This is a genomic window from Paenarthrobacter sp. 22069 (assembly GCF_052046035.1).
Lineage (GTDB): Bacteria > Actinomycetota > Actinomycetes > Actinomycetales > Micrococcaceae > Arthrobacter.
On sequence record NZ_JBQEQF010000006.1, the window covers coordinates 141,159 to 155,143 of the forward strand.

General features: G+C 66.1%; 14 protein-coding genes. 6 read left to right on the top strand and 8 right to left on the bottom strand.

Translation table 11 applies throughout. From position 1 onward, the window contains the following. Positions 1-180: 180 nt before the first annotated feature. Entirely contained in the window at positions 181-1,020 is an 840-nt protein-coding gene (locus ACTJK0_RS06775) for an ACT domain-containing protein (RefSeq protein WP_440744704.1), read from the bottom strand. Between the two features lie 153 nt (positions 1,021-1,173). Between ACTJK0_RS06775 and ACTJK0_RS06780 the strand changes: the two genes are divergently transcribed. From ACTJK0_RS06780 to ACTJK0_RS06790, 3 genes are all read left to right on the top strand, one after another. Continuing rightward, on the top strand, positions 1,174-2,238 hold the full coding sequence (locus ACTJK0_RS06780; RefSeq protein WP_440744705.1) for an FUSC family protein: 1,065 nt from the start codon (positions 1,174-1,176) through the stop codon (positions 2,236-2,238). A 60-nt stretch (positions 2,239-2,298) separates the two neighbouring features. Next, a complete protein-coding gene (locus ACTJK0_RS06785; RefSeq protein ID WP_440744706.1) occupies positions 2,299-3,090 on the top strand; it encodes an IclR family transcriptional regulator in 792 nt (263 codons plus the stop codon). A gap of 61 nt (positions 3,091-3,151) precedes the next feature. Beyond that, positions 3,152-4,339 (top strand): 4-hydroxybenzoate 3-monooxygenase, encoded by a 1,188-nt coding sequence (locus ACTJK0_RS06790; protein ID WP_110545497.1) that lies wholly within the window; start codon positions 3,152-3,154, stop codon positions 4,337-4,339. Between the two features lie 35 nt (positions 4,340-4,374). Here ACTJK0_RS06790 and ACTJK0_RS06795 read toward each other — a convergent pair whose 3' ends face one another. Next, on the bottom strand, positions 4,375-4,914 hold the full coding sequence (locus tag ACTJK0_RS06795; RefSeq protein ID WP_110545495.1) for a TetR family transcriptional regulator: 540 nt from the start codon (positions 4,912-4,914) through the stop codon (positions 4,375-4,377). Between the two features lie 58 nt (positions 4,915-4,972). Between ACTJK0_RS06795 and ACTJK0_RS06800 the strand changes: the two genes are divergently transcribed. Further along, the gene (locus ACTJK0_RS06800; RefSeq protein WP_440744707.1) at positions 4,973-6,028 is read left to right on the top strand and encodes an FAD-dependent monooxygenase; all 1,056 of its coding nucleotides are present in this window, start codon (positions 4,973-4,975) and stop codon (positions 6,026-6,028) included. Here the strand turns inward: ACTJK0_RS06800 and ACTJK0_RS06805 are convergent, their stop codons facing one another. The 5 genes from ACTJK0_RS06805 to ACTJK0_RS06825 all read right to left on the bottom strand — a co-directional run bounded on the left by ACTJK0_RS06805 (position 6,029) and on the right by ACTJK0_RS06825 (position 11,216). Beyond that, a complete protein-coding gene (locus ACTJK0_RS06805; RefSeq protein ID WP_440744708.1) occupies positions 6,029-7,852 on the bottom strand; it encodes an ABC transporter permease in 1,824 nt (607 codons plus the stop codon). Further along, on the bottom strand, positions 7,849-8,913 hold the full coding sequence (locus ACTJK0_RS06810) for an ABC transporter ATP-binding protein (protein ID WP_440744709.1): 1,065 nt from the start codon (positions 8,911-8,913) through the stop codon (positions 7,849-7,851). Before ACTJK0_RS06810 ends, ACTJK0_RS06805 begins: the two co-directional genes overlap by 4 nt. Before the next feature lie 47 nt (positions 8,914-8,960). Then, positions 8,961-10,037, bottom strand: a complete 1,077-nt coding sequence (locus ACTJK0_RS06815) for an extracellular solute-binding protein (RefSeq protein ID WP_440744710.1) — start codon at positions 10,035-10,037, stop codon at positions 8,961-8,963. 185 nt (positions 10,038-10,222) lie between these two features. Next, entirely contained in the window at positions 10,223-10,657 is a 435-nt protein-coding gene (locus ACTJK0_RS06820) for a hotdog domain-containing protein (protein WP_110545492.1), read from the bottom strand. A gap of 55 nt (positions 10,658-10,712) precedes the next feature. Continuing rightward, entirely contained in the window at positions 10,713-11,216 is a 504-nt protein-coding gene (locus ACTJK0_RS06825; protein WP_110545490.1) for a GNAT family N-acetyltransferase, read from the bottom strand. Between the two features lie 154 nt (positions 11,217-11,370). Here ACTJK0_RS06825 and ACTJK0_RS06830 point away from each other — a divergent pair, with 154 nt between their 5' ends. Beyond that, positions 11,371-11,886 carry a MarR family transcriptional regulator gene (locus ACTJK0_RS06830; RefSeq protein WP_110545489.1) on the top strand — a complete coding sequence of 172 codons (516 nt, stop codon included), beginning with the start codon at positions 11,371-11,373 and terminating at the stop codon, positions 11,884-11,886. Positions 11,887-12,269: 383 nt separating this feature from the next. Beyond that, entirely contained in the window at positions 12,270-13,223 is a 954-nt protein-coding gene (locus ACTJK0_RS06835; protein ID WP_440744711.1) for a serine/threonine-protein kinase, read from the top strand. On the opposite strand, the gene ACTJK0_RS06840 is transcribed toward ACTJK0_RS06835, so the two are convergent. Further along, positions 13,220-13,897: a histidine phosphatase family protein gene (locus tag ACTJK0_RS06840; RefSeq protein ID WP_440744746.1), complete on the bottom strand. Its 678-nt coding sequence runs from the start codon at positions 13,895-13,897 to the stop codon at positions 13,220-13,222. The two genes, ACTJK0_RS06835 and ACTJK0_RS06840, sit on opposite strands and share 4 nt — an antisense overlap. Between the last annotated feature and the right edge of the window lie 88 nt (positions 13,898-13,985).

The following is a 13,985-nucleotide window of genomic DNA, read 5'->3' on the forward strand; positions in this document are numbered from 1 at the left end:
ATTGGGCCTGCCTGCGGAGAGAGGAGCCGCTGGACGATCCGGAGCGTGGAGCAGACCCTCATTTTTGGGATCCCAAATTGGGATCCCAAAATCAAAGCTAGAAGTGACTCCCGCCACTGTCAAGGGTTTTTCCCAAAGGACCCGCAGGGGGGCGCTTCCAACCGATTGTGACCGCCGCGGCTAGCTCGGCCGGGAATCTTCGGGCCGGTAGGCCAGGATCTCGGCAAGCTCCGCCAGGCGGTGTGCCCGGGCCGATTCGGCCGGAGTGAACGGCTCGCCCGGACGGGAAAAAGTGATGGGACCATGCCATGCCGTGGGGATCTTAAGGCGGGTCCCGTCGTCGGGCCCTTCTGCCCCGGCGTCCGACGGGGGCACGATCCGTGCCTGCAGCAGCTCCGCCACAGCCAGGGGCAGTTCGTCCGGGGTGGCAGCGATGCGCGCTGCCAGGCTGAGTGCCCTGGTCTGTCCGTCAGCCATGGCGAGGGCGGTGGTGGGCCAAACGTGGGATCCGGCGCCCCCGCCGTCGCGAAGGGCTGCCAGCAACTCCCGCTCGCCCACCTCCCCAGGCACCGAGAGGACAAACTCATCCAGGACGCCGTCCGCCACAGGGTGGACGTGAATGCTCAGGATGTTGGTGTCCAACCGCGCCAGCGCTGCTGTGATCCGCTGCAACGAACCGGGCTGGTCACGGAGCAGCGTCCGCGCCCGCCACAGCGACGGAGCCGACGCCAGCTGCCGCCGGTGCCGCAGGGCCGGGGCGTGCAGCCAGCGCAGCAGGATCCGGGCTGCCGACGGCTCGGCCACCCAGATCACCAGGACGGTCGCGGTCAGGGCCAGCACCACCACCTTGGCCACATAGGGAAGATGGGTCTCCACCACCAGGGCGTGGACCAGCAACTCGATGGGCAGCATCACAGCAACGTTCGCCAGGGTCAGCCGCGCCTTGGGCGGCTCCGGCATCAGGCCGCAGACCTCACAGCGCAGTTCCGCGGCGGGCGTGTTCTGGGGAGGAGGCTTCATAAGACCAGCATCGTGCCGCGCTGTTTCCTCCGCGTTGCCCCTGCATTCCATTCATGGGAACGCGCCGCGGGCCTTCCGGGGGCCGCCCCGTAGGATTTACCGGGAACGTCAGCGCGGCCGCCCGTCAGAATCGACCCCAGGAAGGCGCTGCCCGTGAAGATGTTTGCTGAGATGTTCAGCATTGGCCCCGGCAACAAGGACCACCACCCCGCATTCAGGTGTGCCGTGGGCGTCTTCGTGCCCCTGATCACGCTGGTGCTGCTCGGCCGGCTGGATCTGGCCATCTTCGCTTCCTTCGGCGCCTTCACCGGGATCTACGGCCGCGGCGAACCGCACGCCGTCCGTTTTGCCCTGCAGCTGCGGGCCGGGCTGCTGATGCTGCTGGTCATGCTCCTGGCAGCGCTCGCGGCCCGCATGGGTCCGGCGTGGGGCCTGGACGCCGCCATCCATACCTGGTTTCTGGTCCTCGCCACCACACTGGTGGCAGGCGCGTGTTCCGTGGCCATCTCCTGGCTCCGGCTGCGCCCTGCCGGTTCGCTCTTCCACATCTTCGCCTTCGCCGCCATCGCCTCCATTCCCAACCAGCCTCCGCTGTGGCAGGGCATGCTGGTGGCGGTCCTCACCACGGTGTTCGCCCTGCTCATCGGCTTCTCGTCCCGGATCCTTCCCAGCCACCGCACGCCCTGGGCCCGGCCGCCACGCATCCGGCGCACCCCGGCTGAAAAGCGTGCAGCCTGGCTGGAGGGCCTCGGCTACCTGGTGGCCGCCGGCCTCGCCGGCACCCTTGCCACGTGGGCGGGGGAGCGCCTGGGATTCGGGCACAACTACTGGGCCATGGTGGCCGCCGTGGTCCCCTTGGTGGGCCACACCACCCGGCACCGGGTGCGCCGCGGCCTCCAAAGAATCATCGGCACCGTGCTGGGCCTGCTGGTCCTGGCTGCGGTCCTGCTGGTAGGCCTCCAGCCGTGGCAGACGGTGCTGGTGATGGCGCTCTGCCAGTTCGGCGCCGAGATGTTCATCATCCGCCAGTACCTGCTGGCCCAGGTTTTCGTGACGCCCCTTGCCTTGGTGTCGACGCTCCTGGTGGTCCCTGCCTCGCCGTCCATCCTGCTGCGGGACCGCATCATCGAAACGGTGATCGGCGCCGTCGTCGGCATTGCCGTGGTGCTGGCCCCGCGCGCATGGCGCCGCATCAGGCGGGGGACGACGCCGGCCTGACCGCCCTAAGCGGGCCCGCGCGCGGTACGCTGGACTTCCCATTCAATGGAAGGTGCGGCGGTGGCCAACTCACAATCCGGGGACTCGGTGGTGGACAGGATCGTCCGCCTGATTTCGGCGTTCCCACACGACGTCAATGCACTCCAGCTCAGTGAACTTGCGCAGCGGGCCGGCCTGCCGCTGACTACCACGCACCGACTGGTGGGCCAACTTGCCGCCCACGGCCTGCTGGAGGCAGCGCCGGGAGGCATGGTCCGGCCCGGACTCCGGTTGTGGGAGCTGGTGAACCGGGCGTCGCCCGCGCTTGCCCTGCGCCAGGCGGCCATGCCGTTCATGGAGGACATCCAGCAGGTCCTGCACCAGAACGTGAACCTGGCCGTGCTGGACGGCTGGGAGGCGCTCTTCGTGGAGCGGCTGTCCAGGCGCGGCTCGGTGGCCAACCGTGCGCAGGTGGCGGGCAGGATGCCCGTGCACATTTCCTCGGCCGGGCTAGCCCTGATGGCCCATCAAGACAGGCAGGTGCAGGAGGAATACCTTCGCGGGTTCACCGATCCGGACGGGAAGCTCACCGCCGGTGAGGTCCGGAAGTTGCTGGCCGAAACCTCCCAGCAGGGTTTCGCCCAGCTCAAGGGCGTGGTGGATCCGGACACCTGGGGCATAGCCGTGCCCGTCCTTAGCCGCCGCCAGCGGGCGGTGGCGTCTCTCGGCGTCGTTGTTCCCCTTCGGGAGATGCGCCTGCAGGCGCTCGTCCCCGCGCTGCAAACGGCCGCCCGCGGCATCGCCCGGCAACTGGTCCCCGATCCATTCAACGGAATCACTGTAAGGGCGGACACGTCCTTTCCCACACACTGATGGGCAGACGAACCGTTCCGGTAGCGTCCTGGCGGAACCCGCAACGAAGCGAGAACAGATCATGGCACGAAAAATCATCAGCACCCGGGTGGCCATCATGGGCGGCGGCCCCGCCGGGCTCATGCTTTCCCATCTGTTGGCCAAGGCGGGCATTGAATCCACGGTGATCGAGATCCGCAGCCACGAGGAGATTGCCCACACCGTGCGCGCAGGGATCCTCGAGCACGGCACGGTCAACCTGCTGGTGGACAGCGGCGTGTCGGACCGGGTGCTGCGCGACGGGGACCGGCACGACGGTATCGAACTCCGGTTCAACGGCGAAAGCCACCGGATCGATTTCAAGGACCTGGTGGGGGAGTCCGTATGGCTGTACCCGCAGACGGACGTCTTCCTGGACCTCGCCGCACGCAGGAAGGACGACGGCGGCGACGTCCGGTACAGCGTCACCGATACCTCCGTCCACGATCTCGAAGGCCGGCCCAAGGTCTGGTTCACGGACGCCGAGGGTGTGGAATTTGAGATTCAGGCCGACTTCCTCGTGGGCGCCGACGGTTCCCGGAGCCACTGCCGGGCACAGATTCCCGAGGCACGCCGCAAGCGGTACTTCCACGAATACCCCTTCGCCTGGTTCGGCATCCTGGCCGAGGCGCCGCGCAGCTCCGACGAGCTGATCTACGCCAACTCGGCCAACGGCTTCGCCCTGATCAGCCAGCGCACCGAGACGGTGCAGCGGATGTACTTCCAGTGCGACCCCAAGGAAAACGTGACCGAATGGGACGATGACAGGATATGGGCCGAATTCCGCCGCCGGGTCAACGGCAACGGGTTCGAACTCAAGGAAGGACCCGTCCTGGAGAAGATGGTGCTGCCGTTCCGTAGCTTCGTCCAAGCCCCCATGCGCCATGGCAACCTGTTCCTGGCCGGCGATGCGGCGCACACGGTGCCGCCCACCGGCGCCAAGGGCCTGAACCTGGCGATCAACGACGTCAAGGTGCTCTTCGAGGGCCTGGACAGCCACTACAACTCCGGCTCGGACCGGCTCCTCGAGTCCTACAGCGACCGCGCCCTGGCACGGGTGTGGAAGGCCCAGCAGTTCTCTTACTGGATGACCAGCATGCTGCACACGCCCGCTGACGCCGACGACTTCTCCCGGGCGCGCCAGCTCGGGGAACTGGACTCCGTGGTTTCGTCCCGGCACGGCAGGGCCTACCTGGCAGAGGCTTACACGGGCTGGCCCGCCGCCTCCTAAAGGACGGGAGCACGACGGCGGGTGGCCCCCCGGGTTCAGGGGCCCAGCAGGCGCCGGATCGCCGCAGCGATGGCGGCCGGGTCGGGGTCTTCGTCCCGCCGGACGGTGAGCAGGTGCAGCAGGATGCCGTCGCCGTAGTCCGCGACATCCCTGGCCCGCGCTGCTGCGTCGGCCACTCCCAGACCTGCCAGCGCCTGTTCCAGGCCGCCCACCAGGAGGTGATGCCCGGCAGTCACTGCCTCCGGGTGGTCCAGGGACAGGGCCAGCCGGGCCCGGGTCAAGCCGGAATGTTGCCGGGCAAGCGCGAGCACCATCGCGGCCAGTTGTCCGGCCAGCTGATCGGCGTCCTGTGGTGGGCCGGCAGGGCCGACGTGCTGCAGAAGCTCCGCGTCCAGCTGCAGCACGCGGTCCAGGACGGCTCCGACCAGTGCTGACCGGCTGCGGTAGTAGTTGGACGTCGTGCCCTCGGATACCCGGGCGGTTACGTCGACGGCACGGTGGGTAAGGCCCTTCAGCCCTTTCTCCGCCACGATGGACAGGGCGGCGTCCATCAGCTGAATGCGTCGATCAGGCATGGCCACAGTCTACGGGTACTCCCTTTCAATCCACTACAAAAGTAGTAGACTCGTGCGCATGGAAACGATCTCGATCGTTGGCGGCGGCATAGCCGGACTTGCCCTCGCGGCCTGCCTGGAGCCCGGCCGCTTCGAGGTGACGGTCTACGAGAAACGGCCGGAGCTGCCGACGGTGGGCACTGTGCTGGCCATGTGGCCCAATGCCCAGCGGGCGTTGGCACGGATCGGAATCCTTGGCCAGGCCAGGGCCGTCAGCCCCATCCTTGGCAGTGGATCCGTCCGCAATGCCGCAGGGGAAGCGTGGCTTACCGTCAACGGCGGGGAGCTGATCGGAATGTCCCGGGTGGACCTGCTGCGGCTCCTCGATTCGGCCGTGCCCGCAACCGTCCGGCGGGTGACCAGCGAGGTGCAGGAGCTGCCGGCCGGCGAAGGGCTGGTGGTGGGCGCCGATGGGGTTCACAGCGTGGTCCGTCGGCGGGCGTGGGGCCCCGCTGCAGATGCCCGGGTGACGTCCTGCCTGGCACTGCGGGGCACCATTCCGGCGCCCGTGGATCCTGATGCGGTGGGGGAGTACTGGGGGCGGGGTGACCTTTTCGGGATTGCGGCCTCCCCGGGAGGAACCAACTGGTACGCCAGCTGGCGTTCAGCCCTGGGTCCCACCGGCATAGACGTTGAACAGGCCCTGAAGCAGGCGCGGGAGCGTTTCGCGGGCCATGCGCCGGCCATCCGGCAGGTCCTTGCCGCCGCGGTTCCGGAGCTGTCGCTCGCGCAGCGGATTTGGACGACGCCGCCGCTGCGGTCCTACGTCCGTGGCGCCGCAGTGTTGGTGGGCGATGCAGCCCACGCCATGACACCGAACCTGGGCCGCGGGGCCTGTGAATCCCTTGTTGATGCCGTGACCCTGGCGGACCTGTTGAACAGTCTTCCGCAGGAGCGGGCGCTGGCCGCCTACAACCGGCAGCGCCGGCTGCGGACACGGGCACTGAGCCGGGCTTCGGCGGCCATGATGCGGGTGGCGATGGCCGAACGGGCTCAGCCGCTGCGCGACCGGCTGCTTGACCTGGCCCGGCGGCGGGACGAAAGGGCCGCCGCCGGCAAGAGCGCCGGAAACTAGTCAGCGGACGGCAGCTGCCGGGCGCGTTGCGTCGTCCTCACCTGGGGCCACGGCGCCGGGAAGTCCCGGGTCCGGTGCCTGCGAACCGGGAGGAGCTGCAGGCAGTTGCTTCCTGTTCCTCCGCCGCCCGGACCTGCCGTACACGAGATACATCGTCACTCCGGTGATGACCATGAGGAGCACCGTGTAGACGAAGGTGTTCGCGATGCCCTCAGTGCCTTCGGCACCGTCGGTGTTCGCCTTGATCACCAGGCCCAGCGGCTGCACCAGCGGATGGGCCAGGAAAATGGCGGTGTCGTAATCGTCCAGCAGGCTGTTGAAGTTCAGGGCCGTGATGGCTGCCGCCGCCGGAAGCACCAGGGGCAGGAGGATGCGGCGGAAGACATACAGCGTCTTGGCGCCCATAATGGCCGCAGCCTCCTCCAGGGAAGAGTTCACGGCGGCAAAGGACGCCTTGAGCATCCGCAGGGTGAATGGGATCTTCACCGTGACGAAGGCGATGAGCAGGATCACCGTTGTTCCGGTGAGGACGGCACCGCCCACCAGCGGATTGGGGTGGTCGTAGCTGACAATTAGGCCCAGGGCCAGCAGCGCTGACGGCAGGATCCACGGGATGTGCAGCAGGTACTCAAACGTTGAGGCCACCCAGTTCTTGTACTTCTGCAGCAGCCGCGCCACAAAGAGCAGGCCGCCCACGGCGATGACCGCCGCCAGGGCGCTGTACACCACACTGACGATGAACGGCCGCAGCCCGGACTGCTGGGTGAGGACACGGACATAGTTGTCCAGTGTCAGGTTGGAAAACGAGAGCTGTCCGGTCTGGATGGCGGCGCCGTCGGCAAATGAGTAAAGCACGATCAACACCACGGGAAGCGTGTAGACGGCAAAGAGGAGATAGGCCACGGCGTGCACGGCCACGTTGGCCACGGGGTTGGCAATGTCCTGCTTCTGCAGCTCGGAGGACACCTTTGACACCGAAAAGTAGGTGCCGCCCTTCTCCAGCCGGGACATCACGGCGAGCATCGCCATGGTGGCCAGGCCAAGGATCACGGCCAGCAGCGCCGCCAGGTCACGTGAAGTGGGGCTATTGGTGAACGTCAGGATCATCGGTGTGATGGTCTGGAAATCGCGGCCGCCCAGCACCTGCGGGGCGCTGAGGGCGCCCAGGCCGGTGAGGAAGGACAGGATGGTGACGGCGAACAGCGTGGGCTTGAGCATGGGCAGGACGATGCGCCGCAGGATGGTCCACGTGGAGGCGCCAAGGTTCCGCGCGGCCTCGATGGTCTGGTAGTCGAGGCCTTTGAGGGCGTTGGCAACGAACAGCATGTGGTTGGTGGTGGTGGCAAAGGTCATGACCGCCAGCACGGCAAAGAACCCGGAAAACCAGCCGGGGTCCATTCCGGGGAAAACCCGGACCAGCAGCGTCGTGACGATGCCCTTGTCCCCGTAGATGAATTTGTACCCCGCTGCCAGCACGATGCCCCCATAGATGAACGTGGAGGCATAGCCCAGGAACAGGATCCTGGAGCCGCGGATCCTGAAGTAATGCGTCACCAGGACGATGAAGACGCCCACCAGGTTCACGGTGACGGGCAGCGCCACGGCCAGCAGGAAGCTGTTGCCCAGTGCCTTCATGGCCCGCTGGGAGGAGAACAGTTTCTCCGCGGCGCGGCCCGAAAAGCTGCCGTCCGGGAAGAACGTGGCCATCAGGATGTTGACGTTGGGCCACACAAGGAACGCAGCGATGAACCAGGTGAGAATGGCCCCCACCACCAGGACGAACGGGGAGCGGGCCATGCTGCGCACCGGGTTGCTGACGCTCATGGCAGGGCGACCGCCCGGTCCTGTGCCAGTGCGGCACCGGATCCCGGATGGTACTGGAGGATGTGCCTGGGCTGGACGTAGACCGTTGTGGCCGTGCCGGCCTCAGGGTGCGCGGCGCCGTCTTCGCGGACCAGGAGGCGGATGTCGGCGCCATGGCTGCGGACCACATATCGGCTGTGCAGGCCGTGGTAGGTCCGGGACACCGCGGTGCCGGGAAGCCCGACGGCGGTCCCTCCGTCCGCGGGCCGGTCCAGGGAGGCCTTTTCCACGCGCAGGTAGGACCTGGCATCCGTGCTGAGGCCGGCCCCGGAGAGTCGGTTGACCTCCGCCACGAAGTCCGGCGTCAGGGCTGAGCTGTCACCAATGAAATTGCAGACGAACTCCGTGGCGGCCTGGTCGTAGATGTCCTGGGGCGTCCCGACCTGTTCCACCACCCCCTTGTTGAAGACCGCCACCCGGTCGCTCATGGCCAGGGCCTCATCCTGGTCGTGGGTAACGTAGACGGTGGTGATGCCGAACTCGCTCTGCAGGTCCTTGAGCTGCTGGCGCAGCTGGTGGCGGAGCTTGGCATCGAGGTTGGACAGCGGCTCGTCCAGCAGCAGGATCTTGGGCCGCAGCACCAGGGCGCGGGCAACGGCCACGCGCTGCTGCTGGCCGCCGGACAGCTCGGCCACGTTCTTCGCCAGCTGCTCGTCGCTGAGTTCCACGCGCCGTGCAATGTCCCGCACCAGGCGGTCACTGTCGGCAGGCTTTTCCTTCCGGACCTTGAGCCCGAAGGCGATGTTCTCCCATACGCTCATGCTTGGGAACAGGGCGTAGTTCTGGAACACCATGCCCACCTGCCGCTTGTCGCTGGGAAGGCGGGTCACATCCTTCCCGTCCACCCGGACCGTACCCCTGGCCGGCTGGATGAAGCCGGCCAGGGTGCGCAGCGCCGTCGTCTTTCCACAGCCGGAGGGCCCCAGGAGGGTGAAGAACTCGCCCGGCAGGACATGCATGTCCAGGTGCGGAATGGCGGTGAAATCGCCAAAGGTAACTTCGATGTTTTCCAAGCGGATCATGGCAAACCTGTCTGATGGAACGCGGAAACGGCGGCTGGCGGGACGGGTTACGTCATGTATTCGAGTTCGATCTTCTCCACCCACGCGCCCATGTTCTTCTGCACGAAGTTCCAGTCGATGTCCTGCTGCTTCAGGCCGGCAAAGAAGTCCACCACCTCGGGGTTGGCCTTCGCCTGGGCGCTCTTGTTGACGGGCATGGAGTTGAACTTCTGCGCGAACTCGCCCTGCACATCCGCGCTGCCGAACCAGTCAATGAACTTCTGCGCCTGCTCCTTCTTCTTGGTGCCCTTCACCAGGGCTATCTGCTCCACGGCAAGCGGGACCCCCACGGAGGGAATGACCGTGTCCACGTTCACTTTGAAGGACTTTTCGCGGTCCGCAATGATGGAGGACGGCATCTGGCCCATGTCCACGTCGCCGGCGGCGATCCGGGCGAACAGGTCGGTCTTGGCTACTGCGGGGCTGCCATTCTTGAAGTACTGCTCAACCTGCTTCCAGCCGTCGTCGGATATCCCCAGATCCCCGGAGTCGTCCCGGTACCGGGAGAGGATGCCGGCGAAAACCAGCTGCGCCGTTGCGGTGCCCAGGCCGGTGACCCGCTCGTAGCGGCTCTTGAACTCGTCCTTGGTCCACAGGTCCGTCCAGTCCTTCGGTGCGGCATCCTTGCTGATCTTGTCCGAGTTGTAGCCCAGGAGGATGGCCTGCTTCACCAGGGGCCAGTACGTCTCCCCGTCGCCCAGGCCCTTGTCCACCTCGCCCGCCCACGCGGGCTGGTACGCCTCCAGCGCGCCCTCGTTCTTGACCTGGGAGAAGTACATGTTGTTCAGGCCGAACGCGACGTCCGCGATGGGATTGTTCTTCTCGGCAATGAGCTTGTTGGTGGCATCGGCGCCGCCGGCCCCTACGATCTCGATCTTGAATCCGGCCTCGGCCGCCTTGGCGGCCAGCCAGTCGCCCCGGCCCTCGCCGTTGGAGTTGGTGTAGATCACCAGGGTGTCCCCGGAGGCTCCCGCGGGAGCCCCGGAGGCTTCACCGGTTGAAGCCGGCTGGGTAGCGCCCCCGCCGCAGCCGGCGAGGAGGGTGGCAGCAACGGCGGCGGCAACCAAAGTCTGGAATTTACGCACGATCAGGACTCATTTCTGGACTGGAATCAGAGCATGTCCGCACAGCCTATAGCCGGGCATGACGAAAACCGGGCTGTTATAGCTATCGATTCGATAAACAGCCCGGCTTCCCACTTTGGACCTGTCGGGAAAACGGTTGGGGACCTCGGCGTAAACCGGAAGGAAACGTTGGTCGCGGACCGACGTCAGTCCTTGATGGCGGTCCCGCTGAGGTGGTGGGTGGGAATCCGGTCGCGGTCGTAGGTGATTTCCGTATAGCCGTGGGGCTCGGGCGTGCCGTCCTGGTTCAGGTTCACGAAGACGATCTCCTCGATGGTGAGGATGCTCTGCCTGGTGATCATGTTGCGGACCTCAGCCCGCATGGTCAGCGAGGTCCGGCCGAACCGGGTGGCCGTCAGGCCCATCTCGATCAAGTCGCCCTGGACCGCTGAGCTGACAAAGTTGATCTCCGAAATGTACTTGGTGACGGCACGGCCGTTTCCCAGCTGGAGGATGGCGTAAATTGCCGCTTCCTCGTCGATCCACTTCAGCAGGCTGCCGCCGAAGAGTGTCCCGTTGGCGTTGAGGTCCTCGGGCCTGACCCATTTGCGGGTCCGGAAGGTGATGTCTGCTGTTTCCATACGGCGAGATTAGCTGACGGCACTCCGGGGTCCGGAGTATGACGGTCCGCCGGCGCTAAGCCATGGCGGTCTGGGCGGCGCTGTGCGCGTTAATGCTTTTGGCGTAGCAGTGCGAGTGCTCCACTCCCGCGTAGGGCCCGAAGTTCGGGATGGCCTCAAACCCTGAGTTCTCGTAGAAGTTTCGGCCGTCCGGCTGGGCTGATCCGGCTTCTGCCTTGATGCGGGTGATGCCCTGGCGGAATGCCTCTGCTTCCAGGGCCGCAAGAATGGAGCTGGCCACCCCTGAGCCGCGGGTGTACGGCAGCACGTAGAGGCGCTTGATTTCGGCGGTCGATGAGTCGAGGAGCCGCAGGCCCCCGCAGCCCACGGGCTGCCCCGACCCCTTGTCGTATGCCACGAGGAACACGGCACAGTCGGCGGCCGACGGCGGCGGACCGGGTTCGTGGTCAGGCCTGCCAAAGCGGGCGTCGAGTTCGGCCTGCTGGGCACGGCGGAGGTCCTCGCCAACCGGGTTCGACCAGGAGACCTGCCGGATGTTCAGCCTGGGATTGGTCTGCATATCTGCCTCGATTCGCCGGAGGGGTATGCCTTACAAGGCTAAGAGTGGCCGGTTACGTGGGTGTTTCCCCGCGGTTAGCACCCGGATAACGCTGGGGCGCGGCTCCCATCAGGTTACTTGGCGGCCTAGTTATCAGGTGGTCTAAAATAAACGCATGGTTTCTATGGGCAACGAGGGATCCGGCTACTGGTACGGACCCGACGGGCAGCTGGACTACAGTGCAGCGGTGCTGAAGTCACTCAGGGACTACCGGGCGGCTGAGACGGAGATCCGCCGCAGCACCAGGGATTCCATGGGTATGGGTGAAACGGACATTCTTGCCCTGCGCTATCTGCTGCGGGTCCAGGCGTCCGGCAAGCAGGTTGTGCCCAAGGACCTCAGCCAATTCCTCAACATTACTAGCGCTTCCACCACCTCACTGATTGACCGTTTGGTGGCCAGCGGGCACGTTCGTCGCGAACCGCACCCCACCGATCGGCGTTCGATCGTGATTGTTCCCACTGGTGAATCGGACAAAGAGGTCCGCGAGACCTTGGGTGCCATGCATCGCAGAATGATGGCAGTGGCGGAGGGCCTCTCTGCCGACGAAGCCAGGGTGGTCGTGGAGTTCCTGCAGCGAATGGCCGAGGCGCTGCAGGTTTCCGACAAGGAAGACCACCAAATTCACTAGGCTGACTAGCTAGCTCAACTAGTTATATGTATGCTTACGATTGTCCCGAAGTTGCTTCCCAACGGAGTCGTGAGTGTGTTGGTTACTTTTACCGAAGTTTCACCGCCGGATCCCGGCACGGCTGGCGAAGTCCCAACGAGCAGCCTGCAATCCACCCTGGACGGCACCACAGCGCCGCAGGGAAATCATGCGGTCCATTGCGGCGCCGCCATGCAGCTCGTTACACCGGCTGTTGGAGGCGGAAGCGCCAGCTACACCTTTGCGCCGAGTGACGCCTGCGGCATCGAACTTCCTCCCGTTTGGCGCTGCGCCTGCGGATTCCAGCTCGACGCCTGGACGCCATGGGAGGTCCGTTCCGGACATCTTCCGGCCGTCCTCGCCGCATGAGCACCGGAACGGCGGCGCGCGCCCTGCCGGTTCAGGAACCGGACGCCGGCGGGGACGCCTTGGTGGCCGGACAATACCAGTTGCGGGAACGCCTGGGCAGGGGATCTGCTGCTGAGGTCTTTCGTGCGGTGGACCTGGCAGGTGGCCCTGACGTTGCGGTAAAGATCGCCGCAGCGGACGGACGGAAGCAGCATCAGCGGATCAATACCGAGGCAGCCGTTTTGTCGGGACTGAACCATCCCTCCATCGTGAGGCTCGTGTCCCAGGGCGCCATGCCTCATCGCGGGCCCTACTCCGGGCGCCCCTTCCTCGTGGAGGAACTGGCCCTCGGCGCTAGCCTGGCGGAGACCATCCGGTTGCAGAGTCCGCGGCCCGTTGACGTTGCCTTCTGGGCGCGGAGCCTTTTCGATGCCCTGGCGCACCTCCACGCCAACGGTCTTGTCCACCGCGACATCAAACCGGCCAACCTGATGTTGAGTGGTCTCCGGAGAAGTCCGGTCAGGATCATAGATTTTGGGATCGCGGCCGCGGCGGGATCTGCCCCCGAACCCGGCATCTCATCCGGAACAGTCCATTACATGAGTCCGGAGCAAGCCTCTGGCGGGGTGGCGCACCCATGCTGGGATGTGTACTCCATGGGCCTGGTCCTGCTGGAGCTCCTCACGGGCACCAAAGCGTTTCCCGGCACCGCCATCGAATCCCTCGTGGCCCGGACCCTGAGGTCCCCGGACATCCCCGCCCACCTTGGCGCCTGGGTTCCCCTGCTGCGGTCCGTTACAGCCATGGATCCCCGGGAACGGCCCACTGCTGAACAAGCCGCGGCGATGGCGGCGCTGCTTATCCCTGCCGCGCCTGCACCCAGCCTGGTCGCACCGGCGAGCCGGAACCCAGATGCACCGTGCCAGTCCCTGCGGGTATTCCCGCCGCGGCGCCACCGTCAGAAAATCTAAGGCGACGCCACGTCCCGCCCCATGGGGTCCTGGGCAGTGGGGTCAGCCAAGGCGAGGCCGCCTACGGGGCTTCCATCCCAGTGGAGCAGGTTCCAGCCCGTGTCCGGGTTGCCCTCCACCGCCACAATCCCCGTGTTGGCCAGGGCATGGCGGGCAGCAAATTCGTGGTCTGCCCCTTCGGCCCGGAGTCCGGTCCAGGTGCGGATGGCGGCGCCATGACTGACTACCGCCACCGTCCCATGCTGGTGCCGGGCAGACCGCTGGGCAACACGGGCTATCGCGGCGTCAAACCGCTCAAAGAAGGCATGGCCGTCAGGGCCCGCAGGCATGCGGCGGTCCAGGTCGCCGGCAGCCCAGGAGATCACGGTACCCATGTAGCGCTTATGGGATTCGTGGTCTGTGAGCTTCTCCAGTGATCCGGCCTCGATTTCATGCAGCCCCTCAAGCACCTCAACGTCAAGGGTGTGCAGCCGTGCCAACGGTGCGGCCGTTATCTGCGTCCTGATCAACGTTGACGCGTACAACGCTCCGATGTGTTCGTTGGCAAGCGCCCGCGCCATGGCTTCTGCCTGCCGTTCGCCCAGTTCGGTCAACCCGGGGCCGGGATGGTCAGTGTCCAGTTGGCCCAGCACGTTGCCGGGGGTTTCGCCGTGGCGGATCAGGAGCAGCTTCATGTTCCCAGTTTCCCACCCCTCGCTGGTTGCGGGCGCAAAGCGGAACTGTGCGTGACGCTGCCGCTCCAAAACGAAGGCGCCGGGCCCC